This window comes from Pseudomonas sp. B6(2017) (assembly GCF_002112765.1).
In the GTDB taxonomy this organism is placed as follows: domain Bacteria; phylum Pseudomonadota; class Gammaproteobacteria; order Pseudomonadales; family Pseudomonadaceae; genus Aquipseudomonas; species Aquipseudomonas piscis.
This window is the reverse complement of sequence record NZ_NEIQ01000004.1, coordinates 210,089-227,224: the sequence shown is the minus strand read 5'-3', so window position 1 is coordinate 227,224 and position 17,136 is coordinate 210,089. Positions and strand designations below refer to the sequence as shown.

Annotated in this window: 20 protein-coding genes; 10 read left to right on the top strand and 10 right to left on the bottom strand. The window is 65.0% G+C overall.

From position 1 onward, the window contains the following. Window positions 1–37 precede the first annotated feature (37 nt). Window positions 38–631 carry a nitroreductase family protein gene (locus CAG11_RS08700; RefSeq protein ID WP_085596025.1) on the bottom strand — a complete coding sequence of 198 codons (594 nt, stop codon included), beginning with the start codon at window positions 629–631 and terminating at the stop codon, window positions 38–40. Window positions 632–901: 270 nt separating this feature from the next. On the opposite strand from CAG11_RS08700, the gene CAG11_RS08695 reads away from it, so the two are divergent. Together CAG11_RS08695 and CAG11_RS08690 are read left to right on the top strand one after the other, a co-directional pair. After that, entirely contained in the window at window positions 902–1,351 is a 450-nt protein-coding gene (locus CAG11_RS08695; protein ID WP_022642907.1) for a YcgN family cysteine cluster protein, read from the top strand. 77 nt (window positions 1,352–1,428) lie between these two features. After that, window positions 1,429–2,664 carry a hypothetical protein gene (locus CAG11_RS08690; protein ID WP_022642908.1) on the top strand — a complete coding sequence of 412 codons (1,236 nt, stop codon included), beginning with the start codon at window positions 1,429–1,431 and terminating at the stop codon, window positions 2,662–2,664. 10 nt (window positions 2,665–2,674) lie between these two features. On the opposite strand, the gene CAG11_RS08685 is transcribed toward CAG11_RS08690, so the two are convergent. From CAG11_RS08685 to CAG11_RS08670, 4 genes are all read right to left on the bottom strand, one after another. Continuing rightward, window positions 2,675–3,049, bottom strand: coding sequence for a DUF2892 domain-containing protein (locus CAG11_RS08685; RefSeq protein WP_085596024.1), 375 nt, complete (start codon window positions 3,047–3,049; stop codon window positions 2,675–2,677). Window positions 3,050–3,132: 83 nt separating this feature from the next. Further along, window positions 3,133–3,600, bottom strand: a complete 468-nt coding sequence (locus tag CAG11_RS08680; protein WP_031321120.1) for an RNA methyltransferase — start codon at window positions 3,598–3,600, stop codon at window positions 3,133–3,135. A 220-nt stretch (window positions 3,601–3,820) separates the two neighbouring features. After that, window positions 3,821–4,198, bottom strand: coding sequence for a YajD family HNH nuclease (locus CAG11_RS08675; RefSeq protein WP_085596023.1), 378 nt, complete (start codon window positions 4,196–4,198; stop codon window positions 3,821–3,823). A gap of 49 nt (window positions 4,199–4,247) precedes the next feature. Then, window positions 4,248–4,934, bottom strand: coding sequence for a spermidine synthase (locus CAG11_RS08670; RefSeq protein WP_085596022.1), 687 nt, complete (start codon window positions 4,932–4,934; stop codon window positions 4,248–4,250). A 75-nt stretch (window positions 4,935–5,009) separates the two neighbouring features. On the opposite strand from CAG11_RS08670, the gene CAG11_RS08665 reads away from it, so the two are divergent. Then, complete coding sequence (locus CAG11_RS08665) at window positions 5,010–5,315, top strand: hypothetical protein (protein ID WP_085596021.1); 306 nt, start codon at window positions 5,010–5,012, stop codon at window positions 5,313–5,315. Window positions 5,316–5,333: 18 nt separating this feature from the next. On the opposite strand, the gene CAG11_RS08660 is transcribed toward CAG11_RS08665, so the two are convergent. Together CAG11_RS08660 and CAG11_RS08655 are read right to left on the bottom strand one after the other, a co-directional pair. Next, window positions 5,334–5,807: a cyclic nucleotide-binding domain-containing protein gene (locus CAG11_RS08660; protein WP_085596020.1), complete on the bottom strand. Its 474-nt coding sequence runs from the start codon at window positions 5,805–5,807 to the stop codon at window positions 5,334–5,336. 80 nt (window positions 5,808–5,887) lie between these two features. Next, window positions 5,888–7,942: a S9 family peptidase gene (locus tag CAG11_RS08655; protein ID WP_085596019.1), complete on the bottom strand. Its 2,055-nt coding sequence runs from the start codon at window positions 7,940–7,942 to the stop codon at window positions 5,888–5,890. A gap of 109 nt (window positions 7,943–8,051) precedes the next feature. On the opposite strand from CAG11_RS08655, the gene CAG11_RS08650 reads away from it, so the two are divergent. From CAG11_RS08650 to CAG11_RS08640, 3 genes are read left to right on the top strand one after another with little or no spacing between them, the layout of a single operon-like run. Next, the gene (locus CAG11_RS08650; protein ID WP_022642915.1) at window positions 8,052–8,528 is read left to right on the top strand and encodes a hypothetical protein; all 477 of its coding nucleotides are present in this window, start codon (window positions 8,052–8,054) and stop codon (window positions 8,526–8,528) included. Between the two features lie 33 nt (window positions 8,529–8,561). Beyond that, window positions 8,562–9,338 carry a class II glutamine amidotransferase gene (locus tag CAG11_RS08645; protein ID WP_085596018.1) on the top strand — a complete coding sequence of 259 codons (777 nt, stop codon included), beginning with the start codon at window positions 8,562–8,564 and terminating at the stop codon, window positions 9,336–9,338. A gap of 10 nt (window positions 9,339–9,348) precedes the next feature. Further along, the gene (locus CAG11_RS08640; RefSeq protein WP_053135249.1) at window positions 9,349–9,891 is read left to right on the top strand and encodes a DUF2937 family protein; all 543 of its coding nucleotides are present in this window, start codon (window positions 9,349–9,351) and stop codon (window positions 9,889–9,891) included. Between the two features lie 16 nt (window positions 9,892–9,907). Here the strand turns inward: CAG11_RS08640 and CAG11_RS08635 are convergent, their stop codons facing one another. Next, a complete protein-coding gene (locus tag CAG11_RS08635) occupies window positions 9,908–10,828 on the bottom strand; it encodes a LysR family transcriptional regulator (RefSeq protein ID WP_085596017.1) in 921 nt (306 codons plus the stop codon). 133 nt (window positions 10,829–10,961) lie between these two features. Here CAG11_RS08635 and CAG11_RS08630 point away from each other — a divergent pair, with 133 nt between their 5' ends. The 4 genes from CAG11_RS08630 to CAG11_RS08615 all read left to right on the top strand — a co-directional run bounded on the left by CAG11_RS08630 (window position 10,962) and on the right by CAG11_RS08615 (window position 14,679). Then, entirely contained in the window at window positions 10,962–12,245 is a 1,284-nt protein-coding gene (locus CAG11_RS08630) for an MFS transporter (protein ID WP_022642918.1), read from the top strand. Window positions 12,246–12,311: 66 nt separating this feature from the next. Next, window positions 12,312–13,064 carry a 5-oxoprolinase subunit PxpA gene (locus CAG11_RS08625; protein ID WP_085596016.1) on the top strand — a complete coding sequence of 251 codons (753 nt, stop codon included), beginning with the start codon at window positions 12,312–12,314 and terminating at the stop codon, window positions 13,062–13,064. After that, the gene (locus tag CAG11_RS08620; protein WP_085596015.1) at window positions 13,061–13,765 is read left to right on the top strand and encodes an allophanate hydrolase subunit 1; all 705 of its coding nucleotides are present in this window, start codon (window positions 13,061–13,063) and stop codon (window positions 13,763–13,765) included. The genes CAG11_RS08625 and CAG11_RS08620 overlap by 4 nt, the downstream gene beginning before the upstream one ends. After that, complete coding sequence (locus CAG11_RS08615) at window positions 13,762–14,679, top strand: biotin-dependent carboxyltransferase family protein (protein WP_085596014.1); 918 nt, start codon at window positions 13,762–13,764, stop codon at window positions 14,677–14,679. The genes CAG11_RS08620 and CAG11_RS08615 overlap by 4 nt, the downstream gene beginning before the upstream one ends. Window positions 14,680–14,810: 131 nt before the next feature. Here CAG11_RS08615 and CAG11_RS08610 read toward each other — a convergent pair whose 3' ends face one another. Together CAG11_RS08610 and CAG11_RS08605 are read right to left on the bottom strand one after the other, a co-directional pair. After that, complete coding sequence (locus tag CAG11_RS08610; RefSeq protein WP_085596013.1) at window positions 14,811–15,989, bottom strand: VWA domain-containing protein; 1,179 nt, start codon at window positions 15,987–15,989, stop codon at window positions 14,811–14,813. 164 nt (window positions 15,990–16,153) lie between these two features. Then, entirely contained in the window at window positions 16,154–16,999 is an 846-nt protein-coding gene (locus CAG11_RS08605) for a MoxR family ATPase (protein WP_085596012.1), read from the bottom strand. Between the last annotated feature and the right edge of the window lie 137 nt (window positions 17,000–17,136).

Here is a 17,136-nt window from a genome sequence, read left to right as displayed (position 1 = left end):
CTCCAAGCTTGAGGCTTGAGGCTTGAGGCTTGAGGCTTTAGAGGTTGAAGTCGCCTTCGGCTACGGTTTCGCTCAGCGGGCGACGCGGGCTCGGTACTTCGCGGGCCTGCAGGTACTCGGCCAGGGTCGACTTGTCGCCCAGCTTGCCCACCGCGACGGCGGCGTGCAGCGCATAGCCATCGGGAATCTTTAGCTCCTTGCGGGTCAGTTCCTGGTCGAAACCGGCCATGCCGTGGGTGTGCCAGCCACTGAGGCTGGCCTGCAGCGCCAGGTGGCCCCAGGCCGATCCGGTGTCGAAGGTGTGCCACAGGGCCGGGGTTTCCTCGCTGGCGCCAGGGGCGGCGAAGGTGGTCTTGGAGATCACGATCACCAGCGCCGAGGCGTGTTGTGCCCAGCCGCGGTTGAACTCGTTGAGCAAGCCCAGGAAGCGCTCCCAGTTCGGCGTGTCTCGCCGGGCATAGAGAAAGCGCCAGGGTTGCGAGTTGTAGGCCGAAGGCGCCCAGCGTGCGGCTTCGAAGAAGCTCAGCAGGGTTTTCTCAGGGATGGTTTCTGCGGTGAAGGCTCGTGGCGACCAGCGCTCGGTGAATTGCGGGTGGATGGCGTGGTCGGCAACGCGAGGATTGGCGCTCATGCAAAGACTCCATACAACGTTGGGAAAATGGAATAACCGGCAGGCGCAGTTGGCTGGGCGCAGAGGCTTTCCTGACCCCGTGGGGTGCGCCGGATACAACGCGGTGAGCGTGGATGGCATCCGGGGCGAGGGTCGGTTCGGAAAGCAAAGCTACTGTGCCCATTGGCGGCTGGCAAGCTCCGGGCTACCGACAGTCGCCAGTGCTTGGCCCGCCGGGCCTTCGGCACTAGACTGGCGGCCTTTTCACCCTCGGATACTGATGCTTGAGCCATGGCCGCCAAAGTCGAACCTTTCTGGATACGCAAGACCCTCGAACAACTCGACCAGGAGGAATGGGAGTCGTTGTGCGATGGCTGCGGCCTGTGCTGCCTGCAAAAGCTCGAGGATGAGGACGACAACAGCGTCTACTACACGCGTATCGCCTGCAAGCTGCTGGACCTCAAGACCTGCCAGTGCACCGACTACCCCAACCGCCGCGAGTCGGTGCCCGACTGCATCCAGCTGACCCCGGGCAAGGCCGACGAGTTCAAGTGGCTGCCGCCCACCTGCGGCTACCGCCTGGTGAGCGAAGGCAAGGACCTGCCGCTCTGGCATCACCTGGTGTGCGGCGATCGCGATGCGGTGCACCACGAGCGGATTTCCCAATCCGGACGCATGCTCGCCGAGGGCAGCGTTGCGGAAGATGATTGGGAAGACCATCTGATTTTTCGCGCGGGCTGAGCTTGCCCGGCCGCCTTTTCAAGGCCGCATGGGCTGGGTGCACGGCTCGCAGACAGGATCTCAAGCAAGGAGTGTGTATGAGGGTGGGGGCGAAGCTGGCGCTGGCCTGGGTGCTGCTGGGATTGAGCGCAGCGGCTGTCGCGGCGAAGAAGGTCGATCTGGATTATCACGTGCGGTTCCTGTCCCAGGGCGACCAGGCTGAAGTGCGCCTGACCCTGGCTGACGGCGCGGCGCTGCGCAGCCTGGACTTCGACCTGGGCAAGGACGGCGACTACAGCGACTTCAAGGCCGATGGCCAATGGCAGGCCGCCACCACCGAGGCGGGTGGCCGACGTGGCACCTGGCGCCCGGCCGGCGGCAAGGCCAGCCTGAGCTATCGGGTACGCCTGAGCCACAGCCCGAAGAAGGGCAGCTACGACAGCCGCAGCACCGCCAACTGGGCCTTGTTGCGCGGCGAGACGCTGGTGCCGCCGGCCCGGCTCGACCAGCAAGATGGCGTCGAGCTGGTGGCGCGCCTGGACTTCGAACTGCCCAGCGGCTGGAAGAGCGTCGAGACCGCCTGGCCACGTATCGGCAAGCACCGCTTTCGCATCGATAACCCCGAACGCCTGTTCGATCGCCCCACCGGCTGGATGCTCGCCGGTAACCTGGGCAGCCGCCGCACCCGCCTGGGCGCTACGGAAGTCAGCGTGGTGTCGCCCCTGGGCCAGGGGATGCGGCGCATGGATGTTTTGACCCTGCTGACCTTCGTCTGGCCCCAGGTGCAAGCGGTGTTTCCACGCCAGCCGGGCAAGCTGCTGATCGTCGGCGCCGCCGATCCGATGTGGCGCGGCAGCCTCGCCGGTCGCGATTCGTTGTACCTGCATAGCCGCCTGCCGCTGGTCAGCGAGAGCGGTGCCAGTCCGTTGCTGCGCGAGTTGGTGCAATCCTTGGGGCGCATCAACGATAGCCAGCACAGCGACTGGATCAGCGAAGGCCTGGCCGAGTACTACGCCATCGAGCTGCTGCGCCGGGCCGGTGGCATCAGCGACGAGCGCTACCAGGTACTGCACAAGCGCCTGGTGCGGGACGGCCAGGGCGTCAGCAGTTTGCGCGGCGAGCAAGTGAATGCAGCGACCGTGGCCCGAGCCGTGCTGCTGTTACAGGAACTGGACCGGGAGATTCGCCTGAAGACCCGCAACAAGCGCTCGCTGGACGATGTGCTGCAAGGGGCGATGCGCCTGGAGCGCGTCACTACCGCTGAGTTCATCCAGCTGGGCGAGAGCGTGCTGGGCGGATCGTCCCAGGTGCTGGACAGCCCGCTGCTGCGCTGAGTCGCCCGCTTCAGACCTTGGTTTCGGGCGCCTTGGCCGCTTCCTCGACCGTCTTGGCGGTGCGTTCCACGACATCGGCGTTGGCCTTGAGATCGCGCAACTGCGCCCCGGCGCGCTCGATCCTGCTTCGCACGTCCTGCATGTCCCGGCGGCTCTTTTCCAGCAGGCTCTTGGCCGAGCTGTGTCCGGTGATGCCGCGGGCCAGGGCCACGCCGCCGATCGCCATCTGCACCAGGCCGAACACGCCGCCCCGGCGCAGGCCCTTGCCCATCATCACCACGCCGCCGGCCAGCGAGCCGATGCGTTCCCAGCCCTGGACGTTCTGCTGTGGATGGCTCTGGAACGGGGTCGACTCGATGGATTGCAGCTGTTTGCGCTCGCTCATGATCAGTCTCCTTGGGGAGGTGGGGGATATAGGGCTGACTGCACCGGGACCTTGCCGGTTCCCGGAGATTGGGCGCAGGTGATTCAGAACTTGGGGCCGGAGCGGGTGTTGTTGCCCTTGGCCAGGCGATCGTAGAGCACCACGTTGACCGTCGCCGCGAGGTTCATGCAGCCGTTGGTGGGGATGTAGATCACGTCTTCGCACCAGTCGCGGATCTCCTTGTCCAGGGAGCCGTCTTCCGGGCCGAAGATGTACAGGGCGCGGTCCGGGTGAGTGTACTCGGGCAACGGGCGAGCGCCCTCAACAAGTTCTACCGCGACCGGGATGCAGCCCAGGGGAAGGATCTTCTTCAGGTCGTCGATGCCGATCAGCGGAATGTCCTGGTGGACCTTCTTGGTATCGGTGACGAAGTCGCGGGCACGCTCATAGCGCTTGCCGGTGTAGAACACCGAGGCGACGCCATAGCAGCCGGCGGCGCGCATCACCGAACCGACGTTCTCCGGCGACTTGGGGTTATACAAACCGATGCAGCTGTACCTTTTGTTTGCCACGAGCGGGAAGCCTTGGAGAAAAAAAGCGCGATTATACGGGGATTGTCCCAGGGCCGGGGGGGCTTGTTGTGGCGAGGGAGCTTGCTCGCGCTGGCGTGCGCAGCACGCCAGGCAGCGGTCGATGCGGTGTAGCAGGCCGGCCGGGGACATAGGCTTTATGGCTGCCTTGCAGTCGAACGGGAGCAAGCTCCCTCGCCACAAGGTGCCCGGCCGCCGGCGCTTACTCCGGGTCTTTGTTCATCAGTCCGGCCAGGGCAGCGAAGGGGTTGTGGGTCGCCTTGGCGACCTTCGGCGTGCTCAGGGAGCCTTCGCCGAAGTACTGCTGGTCGGTGTAGCGCGAGTGCTCGTTGTCATGGCAGTACAGGCACAATAGCTCCCAGTTGGAACCGTCCTGGGGGTTGTTGTCGTGGTTGTGGTCGCGGTGGTGCACGGTCAGCTCGCTCAGGCGCTTGCCGGAGAATTCCCGGGCGCAGCGACCACAGACGTGCGGGTACATTTTCAACGCCTTGTCGCGATAGCCCATTTCCCGATCGCGCTGGGCATCGGCAAGGATACGATCCAGCTTGGACGTGCTGGACGAAGGAGTGGACGAACTCATGGGTTCACCTTTGTAGAAGGACTAATGACGGTAATGGACAAAGTTTAGCTCAGGCCTTGAGCTTCTCGGCAATCCAGATGGTGTGCCGGGTACCGCGATTGCCATGGGCGAAGACCTGTACTTCCTCGGCCTTGAAGCCGGCCTTGCGCAGGCGCTCGGAGAACTGCCGGTCGGCGCTGGCCGACCACACCGCAAGAATGCCCTTGGGCCGCAGGGCTCGGGCGCAGGCAGCCAGGCCGGCGCTGGAGTAGAGCCAGCTGTTGGCTTTCTGGGTCAAGCCTTCGGGGCCGTTGTCGACGTCTAGCATGATCGCGTCGAAACCCTGGGGCTCGGCCTGCAGGACCTTGGCCACGTCCTCCAGGCGGATCACCGTGCGTGGGTCCAGCAGCGGCCGGCCGGACTTTTCGCCGAGCGGGCCACGGTTCCACTCCACCACCCCGGGTACCAGTTCGGCGACCACCACCTCGGCGCTCTTGCCCAGGTGCTTGAGAGCCGCGGCCAGGGTGAAGCCCATGCCCAGGCCGCCGATCAGCACTCGCGAATCAGGGCGTCCGGCGACCTTGCTGCAAGGGATCTGTGCCAGGGCATCTTCGGAGCCGTGCATGCGCGTGTTCATCAATTGGCCGCCGTCGCCGCCCTGGATCTTGATGACGAAATCCTCACCGTATTCGAACAGGCACAAGGCACCGCCGTTTTCAGGAATCGCAGTAGTGTCCAGCAGTACGAAACGTTTCATGGAGATCTCATTGAGGAAGGCAAAACGCCCCGGTTGGGAGTAGCCTGACGCCAGACAATAGCAATGGAGCCATTGATGAAGCGCACTATTCTAACGGTGATCGCCCAAGCGGCGCTCGCCCTCACCGCTACCCTGGCGCTCAGTGCTGGCCCGGCTTTGGCCGACGAGCCGCAAAGCGCCCCGGTGGTCACGCCGACGCCGACCCTGGGCTCGCCGGGAACCGCCACACCGACCCCCTATCCGCAAGTGACTCCGCCCAGCACGCCGAAAGCCGGCAGCAATGGCAGCGCGCCGTTGCTGCCACCCATCGACATGCCCAAGCCGCCCAAGGACCAGACCCTGCCAGGGCTGGAACAGAACGACAGCAAGAGCGGGCACTAGGTCCCCGGGTTTCGTGGTTCAGATCTGCTGCGCGAGCAACTGGCCGTCGGCCATGCGCAGGCGCCTGGACAGCGACACGGCCAGGGCGCGGATGATCTTGGCGGCGATCTTCGGCGCGTCGTTGAGCATCTTCTCCAGGGAGTCCTTGCCCAGGTTGAGCAGTTGGCAATCACTGGCGGCCACGCAAGTGGCCGAGCGCCGCTCGCCATCGAGCACCGCCATTTCGCCAAAGGCGCGCCCGCTGCGCAGGGTGGCGACGCTGACGAGCTGGCCATCATGGCCGCGCTTCTGCACCCCTACCTGGCCACTGTGGATGATGCACATGAAGCTGCCGGCATCGCCCTCATGAAAGATCACATCGCCCTGGGCGATGCTGTTGATGCTGAAGTAGCCGGCGGCGGCGTTGAAGTCGGCGGGCAGCAACTGGTCGAACAGGCCGCAGTCCATCAGCCAGTCGCGGATTTCATTGTTCAGGAGAGTGGGTTCGGACATGGGTCTTTTTCTTGTGTCTGTGGCTCGGGCCCGGATCGGCGGCGGTCCTGGGTTAAGACAGGAGCGCCGCCGGGAGTTCCTCAGCCCAGGCCCAGAATGTTCAGGACAAAGGCATATTCGAGGGCTACGTCACGCAATCCCTGGTAGCGCCCGCTCATGCCGCCATGGCCGGCGCCCAGTTCGGTCTTGAGCAACAGCAGGTTGTCGTCGGTCTTGGTGGCGCGCAGCCTGGCCACCCACTTGGCCGCTTCCCAGTACTGCACGCGGCTGTCGTTGTAGCCGGCGATCACCAGGGTGGCCGGGTACGCCTGGGCCCGGACGTTCTCGTAGGGGGCGTAGGCCTTGAGCCGGGCATGCACCTGCGGCTCCTCGGGGTTGCCCCATTCGTCGTACTCGGTGACGGTCAGCGGCAGTTCCGGGTCGAGCATGGTGTTGAGCACGTCGACGAACGGCACTTCGGCAATGGCCACCTGGAACAGCTCGGGGCGCTGGTTGAGCACCGCGCCGATCAACAGGCCGCCGGCACTGCCGCCGCTGATGGCCAGTTGGCCGGAGGTGGTCAGGCCCTGGGCGACCAGATGCTCGGCACAGGCGATGAAGTCGTCGAAGGTGTTCTGCTTGTGCTCCTGCTTGCCGGCGCGGTACCAGGCCTCGCCCAGTTCGCCGCCACCGCGCACGTGGGCGATGGCGAAGGCCACGCCGCGATCGAGCAGGCTCAGGCGGGCATGGGAGAACCAGGGGTCGAGGCTCGCGCCATAGGCACCGTAGCCGTACAGGTAGAGGGGCGTGGGCTGGCCCAGGTACTCGCGCTTGATCACCAGGCTGATGGGCACCTGGGTGCCATCGGCGGCGGTGGCCCACAAGCGCTGGCTGATGTAGGCGTCGGCATCGAACTCGCCCAGCACCGGAGTCTGCTTGAGGACTTGCTGCTGGCCGTCGGCCAGTTGCAGCTGGCGTATCTGGGCCGGGCGGTTGAGGGCCTCGTAGCGCAGGCGGATACGCTCGCTGCCGAACTCCAGGCTGTTCTGCACATGCAGGCTGTAGGCTGCATCCGGCAATTGCACGCGGTAGCCGGGCAGGCCTTGGGGGCGCACTTCGATGATCGGCAGGCCGCCTTCACGCAGGCTCAGGGTCATGGCCCCGGCATTGAGGGTCACGCCGTCGAGCATCACTTCGGGATCGTGCGGCACCAGCAGTTGCCAGGTGTCCTGGGTGGGGACGCCGCCGGTGTCCTGCGCCTGGTAGAGGGCGAAGTTGATGCCATCGCGGTTGCTGCGGATGAACCAGGTCCACTGGCCATCGAGCAGGCCGTGGTCGACATCGTATTCATGGTCTTCGGTGCGCGGCGCGACGCAGGTGAACGGCAGGTGCGGCTGATCGGCGTCCAGGACCCAGGTTTCGCTGGTGGTCTTGCTACCCATGGATAGCAGCAACTGGCGTTCGGAACTGGCGCGGTAGCAATGCAGGAAAAAGCGCCCGTCGGGTTCGTGGAATACCTGCTCAGCGGCGCTGTCGCCCAGGCGGTAGCGCAACAGCTTGTGCGGGCGATGGGTCTCGTCCAGCTCGCCGAAGAACAGGGTCTGGCTGTCGTTGGCCCAGGTCATGCTGCCGTCGCATTGCTCGAATGGCAGTTCGCTGACCTGGTCGTTGGCCAGTTCCTTGACGAACAGGCTGTAGATTTCCTCGCCGCTGGTGTCGAGGCTGTAGGCCAGGCGTTGGTGGTCGGGGCTGATGCTGAACGCACCCAGGGCGAAGAACCCGCCGTTGGCCAGGACGTTCGGGTCCAGCAGCAGCTGCTCACGGCTTTCGTCCACCGCCAGGCTGTCGTCCGCCGGGCGTGGGCAGCGGTAGTGGCGTGGATACTCGTCGCCGGCGGTGGTTCGGGTGTAGTACAGGTACGGTCCCCAGGGCGAGGGCAGGGACAGGTCGGTCTCGAGGATCCGGCCCTTGATCTCCTGGAACAGCGCTTCGCGCAGGGGCGCCTGGCGAGCCAGTTGCTGTTCCTGGTAGCTGTTCTCCGCCTTCAGGTAGTCGAGCACCGCGTCGGTGTCGCGCTCCTGCAGCCAGGCATACGGGTCAGCGCCATCGGCCTTGTGGGCGATCGGGGCGTTGGTGTCATGGGCGGGTAGGGGCATGGGAGGCTCTCGGACGATGACAAATGAGGGCTTGGCAGACGGCGGTGCAGCCTGACACGGGAAAAGTCGTTATCATAAGCGCCTCTTTGCCTGCCTTGCCACGGACACCATGACCGAGAACGACTATCTGATCGCCTGGGGGTGCTACGCCTTCGCCGCCTTGGGCTGCCTGCTGGTGTGGATGCGCCTGACCCGCTGGATGTGGCGCTGGTTGCGCGAGCCGCTGCGCGTGCTGGTGGCGGTGCTGCTGTTCAGCCCGACCATCATCGACCCGGTCAAGGACAAGCTCGCTCCAGCCGTGGCCATCACCGCCCTGGACGTTGCCTTCAAGGTGGGTAACAACGCCTGGCGCGCGGTATCCGACCTGTTCATGTACGGCATGATCGCCTTCGGCGTGTACCTGCTGTTCGTGCTGATCCGCTGGCCCATCGAACGCGCCGCCCGGGAGCGCCGGCAACGCAACGAAGCGGCGAAAGCCGCGGCCAAGGCCGCCGAGGTCGAAGATGACCAGCCCTTTGGCAGCGCCGGCAACGACCGCTACGGCCGCCCGTCCGTGGGTGGCGCGCGGGTCGAGCCACGCCTGTAACCCCGTTTCCGGCACTGCAGCGAGAGTCCGAGCATGTGTGAATTGTTGGGCATGAGCGCCAATGTACCGACCGATATCGTCTTCAGCTTCACCGGGCTGATGCAGCGTGGCGGCCGGACCGGCCCCCACCGCGACGGCTGGGGCATCGCCTTCTACGAAGGCCGCGGCCTGCGCCTGTTCCAGGATCCGGCCGCAAGCAGCGAATCGGAAGTGGCCAACCTGGTGCAGCGCTACCCGATCAAGAGCGAAGTGGTAATCGGCCACATCCGCCAGGCCAACGTCGGCAAGGTCTGCCTGGCCAATACCCATCCTTTCGTTCGCGAGCTGTGGGGCCGCAACTGGTGCTTCGCGCACAACGGCCAGCTGGCGGATTTCCACCCCGAGGCCGGTTTCTACCGGGCCGTGGGCGACACTGACAGCGAGGCGGCGTTCTGCGACCTGCTCAACCGGGTCCGCACGGCTTTTCCCGAGCCGGTGGAGATCGAGCGATTGTTGCCGATACTGATCCAGGCGTGCGGCGAGTACCGCGGCAAGGGCGTGTTCAATGCCCTGCTCAGCGATGGTGACTGGCTGTTCTGCTTCTGCTCCACCAAGCTGGCGCAGATCACCCGGCGCGCACCGTTCGGCCCGGCTCGCTTGAAGGATGTCGATGTGATCGTCGACTTCCAGGCCGAGACCACCCCCGACGACGTGGTCACGGTGATCGCCACCGAACCCTTGACCGAAAACGAAACCTGGACCCGCTACCAGCCGGGACAGTGGAGCCTGTGGCGGCGCGGCGAATGCGTCAGCCAGGGCCAGACCGAATAAGGACATCCCTATGTTGCTCAGTTATCTGCGTCTGGTGCTGTTCGCCGCCGGTCTGTTGATCGGTGTGCAGGTGCCGGGTTTCATCAACGATTACGCCAAGCGTGTCGAAGCCCACCTGATCGAGTCGCAGAACAGCCTGCAGGGCTTCCAGGCCACGGCGCAGCAGTTCTTCAAGGGCGACCTGAACGCCCTGGTGGCCCATTACCGGGCCAGCGACGACCCGGTGTTTCGTAGCGATGCCCAGAGCCTGAGCGCCTTGCTCGGCCGCCAGCAGGCCCTGGACAAGCAGTACCAGGCGATGCAAGGCCCCTGGTACATCCGCTTGCTGCAAGTGGTACTGGCGGCCGACCCCGCGATCCGCCAGGAAACCTGGGATGGCTACAGCTACCAGATCCTGTTGACCCCGGAGGCGATGTCCTGGGCCATGGGCGGCGCCATGTTGCTGTCCTTCGGCCTGGAATGCCTGTATCGGCTGATCGACTGGGTCGTGCTCGGCGGTCGCCGCCAGCGCCAGAGCCGGCCTATCGAAGAGCGCGACCTCAAGGGCCTCTGAGTCCGCGTCGCTGCGCCTACGGGGACGGCGCCAGGAGCAGGTGCTCCTGGCCGACCTGCTGGGCGTAGCGCTGTACCACGCGCTGGCACAACTGCACGATGTCTTCCACCAGTTCCACCCCCACTCGCCACGACACCACCACCTGCAGGTTCGGCGGGCGCTGCTCGATGTCCAGCAGCGTCAGCTCGCCACGGGCCAGTTCCTCGCGCACCAGGACCGGCGGCAAGGCGCCGATGCCGAAGCCGTCACGCAGCAGCCGAGTGATGGCCGATACCGAATTGACGCAGTTCAGGCGCGGTGCCAGTACGCCGCTGGCCTGCATCAGGCTCAGGATCTGTTGGTGGGGCAGGGAGTTCTTCGAGTAGGTGACGATCCGCTCCCGGGCCAGCTCCACCAGCGAGCCGTAGTGGCGGTTGTAGATCGAGTTGCTGGCGGCGACCCAGCACACCGGATAGCTGGCCAGTTCCAGGCTGCGGATGCTTTCCTGGCGCAGCAGGTCGGTTTGCAGCACCAGGTCGAGAAAGCCTCTTTGCAACTGCTCGCACAGGTTCAGCGAGGTGTCGGCCACCAGCTCGATTTCCACCTGGGGATAGTGATCCATCAGCTGTGCCACCAGGGGGCTGAGCCAGGTGTGGATCACCGTATCCATGACTCCGATGCGCAGCCGTCCGACCTTGCTTGAGGGCGCTTCGATCGACTGCTTCAGCACCTGCAGGGTATCGAGCATCTGCTCGGCATGTTCCAGCACCTTGAGGCCTTCGGGGGTCAGGCTGACGCCCCGCGAATCGCGCCGGAACAGCTTGACCCCCAGCTCGTCCTCGAGCACGGCGATGCGGCTGGACACCGCGGCCTGGGTGGTGCAGAGCTTTTCCGCGGTCAGGCTGAAGTTCTTTAGTCGTGCGACCCAGACGAAGGTTTCGAGGAACTTGAGATTCATGGGATCAACTTTTCTTATGCCTTGGAGCGGCTTTTATTAGTTGGACGTGGGCGCTGCCCGAGTCGAAAAATGCGCCGACCCACGATATGCGTCGTCGTGGTCCAGAACAACACCAATAATCCTGGAGATCGCCATGAGTGCGCCCGAACCACAGGCCGCCAAGGCCCCGCATCGCGTCGGCCCGTTCGACTGGTATCGCGACATCAACCAGCAGGAACGCCGGGCGTTCTGGAGCTGCAAGATCGGCTACGGCCTGGATGGCATGGACACCCAGATGCTCAGCTTCGTGATCCCGACCCTGATCGCCCTGTGGGGCATCACTTCGGCCGAAGCCGGCCTGATCCACACCAGCACCCTGTTGGCATCGGCCCTGGGCGGCTGGATCGCCGGGATCCTGTCCGATCGCATCGGCCGGGTCCGGACCCTGCAGCTCACCGTCTTGTGGTTCGCCTTCTTCACCTTCATTTGTGGCCTGGCCCAGAACTATGAACAGCTTCTGGTGGCCCGGACGCTGATGGGCTTCGGTTTCGGTGGTGAATGGACCGCCGGCGCGGTGCTGATCGGCGAAGTGATCCGCGCCAAGAACCGTGGCAAGGCCGTGGGCATGGTGCAGTCCGGCTGGGCATTGGGCTGGGGCCTGACGGCATTGCTCTATGCACTGTTGTTTTCCCTGCTACCGCCGGAAGATGCCTGGCGTGGCCTGTTCATCCTCGGCATCCTGCCGGCGATCTTCGTGATCTTCGTCCGGCGCCTGGTCAAGGACCCTGAGGTCTACCGGGAAACCCGGGCCAAGGAAGCACCGAGCAATCCGCCGCGCTTCTACGAGATCTTCGCCCCGGGGATTCTCAGCACCACGCTGCGTGCCTCGTTGCTGGCGGCCGGAGCCCAGGGCGGCTACTACGCCATTACCTTCTGGCTGCCCACCTTCCTCAAGACCGAGCGCGGCCTGAGTGTGCTCAGCACCGGCGGCTACCTGGCCATGGTGATCTTCGGATCCTATGTGGGTTATGTGATCAGCGCCTACCTGACCGATATCCTGGGGCGCAAGAAGAACTTCGTGCTGTTCGCCGCCGGCTCCTTCGCCATCGTCCTGCTCTATACCCAGATGTCGGTGAGCAACGAGGCCATGCTCTGGCTGGGCTTTCCCCTGGGGTTCTTCGCTTCGGGCATCTTCAGCGGCATGGGGGCCTTCCTCACCGAGTTGTTCCCCACCCGTATCCGTGGTTCCGGGCAAGGCTTCTGCTACAACAGCGGGCGCGCGGTGGCGGCCCTGTTCCCGCTGTTGATCGGCCTGCTCAGCCAGCATGTGCCCCTGGGCGTGGCCATCGGTACCTTCGCCGCGGTGTCCTATGGCGTGGTGGTGCTGGCCGCCCTGAGCCTGCCGGAGACCCGTGGCAAGGAACTCGAGGCGCGCTAGCTGATAACCTGCGGATACTGCACCCGGCCCCGTGCCGGCACTTATAAGAACACAGGAGCACCGACCATGAGCCGCCTGTTATTGAACTGCGACATCGGCGAAAGCTTCGGCAACTGGACCATGGGCCTGGATGCCGAGGTCATGCCCTTCATCGATTGCGCCAACATCGCCTGCGGTTTCCACGCCGGCGATCCGGGCATCATGCGCAAGACCGTGACCCTGGCCCTGGCCAATGGCGTGCGTATCGGCGCCCACCCGGCCTACCAGGACCTGGCGGGTTTCGGGCGCCGGTCCATGAGCTATTCCGCCACGGAGATCCAGGATCTGCTGCATTACCAGGTCGGTGCCCTCGATGGCATCTGCCGGGCGCAAGGCACCCGTGTCAGCTACATCAAGCCCCACGGCGCCATGTACAACGACATGATGGCCAACCCAGCGCAGCTGCGCGCGGTAATCCAGGCCGTGGCCGCCTACGACCGGCAATTGCCGCTGATGCTCATGGCCACCCGCGACAACCGCGCGGCCCAGGCCCTGGGCGATGAGCACGGCGTGACCCTGTGGTTCGAGGCCTTCGCCGACCGCGCCTACGACAGCGCCGGGCACCTGGTCTCGCGCCAAGTGCCGGGCTCGGTGCACCACGACTCGGACACCATAGTCCGCCAAGCCCTGGCCATCGCCCGTGGCGAACCGCTGGTGGCCAGCGATGGCAGTGCCTTGCTCCTGCAGGCCAATACCCTGTGCGTGCACGGTGACAACGCCAGCTCGGTGGCGGCGGTGCAGCGTATCCGCGAGGCCCTGAACCAGCAGTCCGACTCATGAACTACCGGGTGGAGGTGGCGGCCATCGATTGCCTGATGGTGCGCCTGTTCGATGGGATCGCCGAAGACCACATGCCCTGGATGCTGGCCGCCGCCGAGCGCCTGCGCCAGGGCTTCGGCGTGGATTTGATCGACCTGGTGCCGTCGTATACCACGCTGATGGTGCACTACGACCTGCGCAGCCTGGACCCGGCCCAGGCCCGCGAGCTGATCGATGCGGCCCTGGCGGGCCTGGTTCCGCTGGATGCCGGAGGCGGGCGCGAGCATGTGTTGCCGGTGTGGTACGACCCCAGCGTCGGGCCGGAACTGGCGCTGCTGGCGCGGCGCAGCGGCTTGCCGGTGGCCGAGGTGATCCGCCGGCACAGCCAGCACGAATATCGGGTGTTCGCCCTGGGTTTCGCTCCCGGTTTCGCCTTCATGGGCCTGGTGACGCCTGAACTGGCGGCGCCCCGGCTCGATACCCCGCGCAAGCGCGTGGCGGCGGGCAGCGTCGGCATCGCCGAACGCCAGACCGCGGCCTATCCGGCGGTGTCGCCGGGGGGCTGGAACCTGATCGGGCGAACCCCGAGCCGCTTGTTCGACCGCGAGCGCGAGGGCTACAGCCTGTTGCAGCCGGGAGACCGGGTGCGCTTCGCGGCAGTGGAGCGGGCCGAGTTCCTGCGCCTGGGTGGTGACGACAGTCCGCTGGAGGTGCCGGCATGAGCCGTTTGTCGATCGAGGCCAGCACGCCCTTGTGCCTGCTGCAGGACGCCGGGCGGTTCGGTGTGCGCCACCTGGGCGTGACCCAGGGCGGGGCGCTGGACTGGGTGTCGATGTCCTGGGCCAACTGGCTGCTGGACAATGCCCTGGACGCACCGGTGCTGGAGATCACCCTCGGCGGCCTGACCTTGCTGGCCGAGGACTACTGCCTGCTGGCGTTGGCCGGGGCCGACCTGGGGGCCTATGTGGATGAGAGCCCGCTGACCCCGGGGCGCAGTTTCGTCCTGCAGAAGGGCCAGCGCTTGCGCTTTACCCAGCCGCATTCCGGGGCCCGGGCCTATCTTGCGGCCCCTGGCGGTTTCGACGCGCCGCAGGTATTGGGCAGTTGTTCCAGTGTGCAGCGCGAGGCCCTGGGTGGCCTTGACGGGCAGGGGCGGGCGTTGGGCGAGGGCGGGGTGCTGGGGTATTCCGGAACCGGTGGTGCGCTCAAGTGCTTGTCGGCCGCACAGCTGGCGGATTGGCAATGCGCTGCACCGCTGGAACTGATCCTCGGGGCCCAGGTCGGCCAGTTCAGTGGCCTGAGCCTGTTCGATGCCTTCAACCGCGACTGGACCCTGGACAGCCGGGCCGACCGCATGGGCGCCAGGTTGTTGGGGCCGGTGCTGGAGTACCAGGGCCAGCCGATGATTTCCGAAGGCATCGCCCTGGGGGCGGTCCAGGTGCCGCCGGATGGCCAGCCGATCATCCTGCTCAACGACCGGCAGACCATCGGCGGTTATCCGCGCCTGGGCGCATTGACGCCCTTGTCCCTGGCCCGGCTGGCGCAATGCCTGCCCGGCAGCAAGGTGCGCCTGGCGCCGGTGGTGCAGGAGACCGCGCATCGGCAGCAGTTGGCGTTCTTGCGCCGCTTTGTGTAGTGGCTGACGGCCGTGGCGGCCGCTGCGCGCCCGTACGCAGCCTGTGGCAGCGGCTCCAGGGTATTGCTCTGTAGCCGCTGTCGAGGCCATGGCGAAACTGCGAAAAGGCCCGCAGGGCCCTGCTTGACGGCCTACTTGGACAGAAACCGCATGCCTTCCTCCAGGCCACGCAGGGTCAGCGGATACATCTGGTCCTCGATCAGCTCGCGCACGATGTTGGTGGACGCGGTGTAGCCCCAGGTGTCCTTCGGGTAGGGGTTGATCCAGATGAGCTTCTTGTACTTCTCCATGAAGCGCTGCATCCACACGTAGCCGGCTTCTTCGTTCCAGTGCTCGACGCTGCCGCCGGCCTGGGTGATTTCATAGGGCGCCATGGCGGCGTCGCCGACGAAGATCACCTTGTAGTCGGCGCCGTACTTGTGCAGCAGGTCCTGGGTCGAAGTCCGTTCCGAACCGCGCCGCAGGTTGTTCTTCCACACCGACTCATAGATGAAGTTGTGGAAGTAGTAGTACTCCAGGTGCTTGAACTCGGTCTTGCAGGCCGAGAACAGTTCCTCGCAGATCTTCACGTGGGCATCCATGGAGCCACCGATGTCGAACAGCAACAACAGCTTGACGCTGTTGCGCCGCTCCGGACGCATCTGGATGTTCAACAAGCCGGCATCCCGGGCGGTGTGGTCGATGGTGCCGTCGATATCCAGCTCCTCGGCCGCGCCCTGGCGGGCGAACTTGCGCAGCCGGCGCAGGGCCACCTTGATGTTACGGGTGCCCAGTTCCACCGAGTCGTCGAGGTTCTTGTATTCGCGCTGGTCCCAGACCTTGACCGCCTTGCCCTGGCGCTTGCCGGCATCGCCGATGCGGATGCCCTCGGGGTTGAAACCGCCGGAGCCGAAGGGGCTGGTGCCGCCGGTGCCGATCCACTTGTTGCCGCCGGCGTGGCGTTCCTTCTGTTCTTCCAGGCGCTTCTTGAACTCTTCGATCAGTTTGTCCAGGCCGCCCAGGGACTGGATCTGCGCCCGTTCCTCATCGCTGAGCGAACGCTCGAACTCCTTGCGCAGCCAGTCCTCGGGGATCAGCGCCTGCAGGTGGTCGTCGAGTTTCTCCAGACCGTTGAAATAGGCGCTGAAGGCCCGGTCGAACTTGTCGAAGTGGCGCTCGTCCTTCACCAGCACCGCCCGGGCCAGGTAGTAGAACTCGTCCATGTCGGCGAAGGTCACGCGCTGCTTGAGCGCGTTGATCAGGTCCAGCAGCTCGCGCACCGACACCGGTACCTTGGCGGCGCGCATTTCATTGAACAGGTTGAGCAGCATGGTTATCGCTCTCTAATGATCTAGGGATCTGTTCAAAAGCTCGTCGAGCGGCGATCAGGCAAGGCAGAAACAGGTGAGGAGGCGGAGTTTAGCGAGCTAAATGAGCATTCCGAACCGGTTTCTAACGCAGCATGATCGACGCGCAGGCAGCTTCTGGGTAGAGCCTAACGACTGCCGCGCCGGCTCATGAAGGCCAGGCGTTCGAGGAGCTGTACATCCTGCTCGTTCTTCACCAGGGCGCCGGCCAGCGGTGGGATGGCCTTGGTCGGATCGCGCTCGCGCAGCACCGCCTCGCCGATGTTGTCGGCCATCAGCAGCTTGAGCCAATCCACCAGTTCGGAGGTCGAGGGCTTCTTCTTCAGGCCCGGCACCTTGCGCACGTCGAAGAACACATCCAGCGCCTCGCTGACCAGGTCCTTCTTGATGTCCGGATAGTGCACGTCGACGATCTTCTGCAGGGTCGTGCGGTCAGGGAAGGCGATGTAGTGGAAGAAGCAGCGGCGCAGGAAGGCGTCCGGCAGTTCCTTCTCGTTGTTGGAGGTAATGATGATGATCGGCCGTTGCTTGGCCTTGATGGTCTGGTCGATCTCGTAGACGTAGAACTCCATCTTGTCGAGCTCTTGCAGCAGGTCGTTGGGAAACTCGATGTCGGCCTTGTCGATCTCGTCGATCAGCAGGATCACCCGCTCCTCGGACTCGAAGGCTTCCCAGAGCTTGCCCTTCTTCAGGTAGTTGCGGATGTCGTGGACCTTGTCCACGCCCAGTTGCGAATCGCGCAGGCGGCTCACCGCGTCGTACTCGTAGAGCCCTTGGTGGGCCTTGGTGGTGGACTTGATGTGCCAGGTGATCAGCTTGGCACCGAAGGATTCGGCCAGTTGCTCGGCGAGCATGGTCTTGCCGGTGCCGGGTTCGCCCTTGACCAGCAGCGGACGCTCCAGGGTGATGGCGGCGTTGACCGCCAGCTTCAGGTCATCGGTGGCAACGTATGCGCTGGTGCCTTCGAACTTCATCTGCAATTCCTCGAACGGTGACGACGAGCTGCCCGGGGCAGGTCGCTTGAATGGACACGAATGGCGCGACTATAACGCGGCGCTCGCTTGACTGTGAACGCAGACGCCCCATTCAGTCTCTGAATGGAGCGTCACGG

What these genes read in the sequence shown, in the direction of transcription:
- CAG11_RS08700 (WP_085596025.1), bottom strand. Translation starts at nt 631, where the DNA reads ATGAGCGCCAATCCTCGCGTTGCCGACCACGCCATCCACCCGCAATTC.
- CAG11_RS08695 (WP_022642907.1), top strand. Translation starts at nt 902, where the DNA reads ATGGCCGCCAAAGTCGAACCTTTCTGGATACGCAAGACCCTCGAACAA.
- CAG11_RS08690 (WP_022642908.1), top strand. Translation starts at nt 1,429, where the DNA reads ATGAGGGTGGGGGCGAAGCTGGCGCTGGCCTGGGTGCTGCTGGGATTG.
- CAG11_RS08685 (WP_085596024.1), bottom strand. Translation starts at nt 3,049, where the DNA reads ATGAGCGAGCGCAAACAGCTGCAATCCATCGAGTCGACCCCGTTCCAG.
- CAG11_RS08675 (WP_085596023.1), bottom strand. Translation starts at nt 4,198, where the DNA reads ATGAGTTCGTCCACTCCTTCGTCCAGCACGTCCAAGCTGGATCGTATC.
- CAG11_RS08670 (WP_085596022.1), bottom strand. Translation starts at nt 4,934, where the DNA reads ATGAAACGTTTCGTACTGCTGGACACTACTGCGATTCCTGAAAACGGC.
- CAG11_RS08665 (WP_085596021.1), top strand. Translation starts at nt 5,010, where the DNA reads ATGAAGCGCACTATTCTAACGGTGATCGCCCAAGCGGCGCTCGCCCTC.
- CAG11_RS08660 (WP_085596020.1), bottom strand. Translation starts at nt 5,807, where the DNA reads ATGTCCGAACCCACTCTCCTGAACAATGAAATCCGCGACTGGCTGATG.
- CAG11_RS08655 (WP_085596019.1), bottom strand. Translation starts at nt 7,942, where the DNA reads ATGCCCCTACCCGCCCATGACACCAACGCCCCGATCGCCCACAAGGCC.
- CAG11_RS08650 (WP_022642915.1), top strand. Translation starts at nt 8,052, where the DNA reads ATGACCGAGAACGACTATCTGATCGCCTGGGGGTGCTACGCCTTCGCC.
- CAG11_RS08645 (WP_085596018.1), top strand. Translation starts at nt 8,562, where the DNA reads ATGTGTGAATTGTTGGGCATGAGCGCCAATGTACCGACCGATATCGTC.
- CAG11_RS08640 (WP_053135249.1), top strand. Translation starts at nt 9,349, where the DNA reads ATGTTGCTCAGTTATCTGCGTCTGGTGCTGTTCGCCGCCGGTCTGTTG.
- CAG11_RS08635 (WP_085596017.1), bottom strand. Translation starts at nt 10,828, where the DNA reads ATGAATCTCAAGTTCCTCGAAACCTTCGTCTGGGTCGCACGACTAAAG.
- CAG11_RS08630 (WP_022642918.1), top strand. Translation starts at nt 10,962, where the DNA reads ATGAGTGCGCCCGAACCACAGGCCGCCAAGGCCCCGCATCGCGTCGGC.
- CAG11_RS08625 (WP_085596016.1), top strand. Translation starts at nt 12,312, where the DNA reads ATGAGCCGCCTGTTATTGAACTGCGACATCGGCGAAAGCTTCGGCAAC.
- CAG11_RS08620 (WP_085596015.1), top strand. Translation starts at nt 13,061, where the DNA reads ATGAACTACCGGGTGGAGGTGGCGGCCATCGATTGCCTGATGGTGCGC.
- CAG11_RS08615 (WP_085596014.1), top strand. Translation starts at nt 13,762, where the DNA reads ATGAGCCGTTTGTCGATCGAGGCCAGCACGCCCTTGTGCCTGCTGCAG.
- CAG11_RS08610 (WP_085596013.1), bottom strand. Translation starts at nt 15,989, where the DNA reads ATGCTGCTCAACCTGTTCAATGAAATGCGCGCCGCCAAGGTACCGGTG.
- CAG11_RS08605 (WP_085596012.1), bottom strand. Translation starts at nt 16,999, where the DNA reads ATGAAGTTCGAAGGCACCAGCGCATACGTTGCCACCGATGACCTGAAG.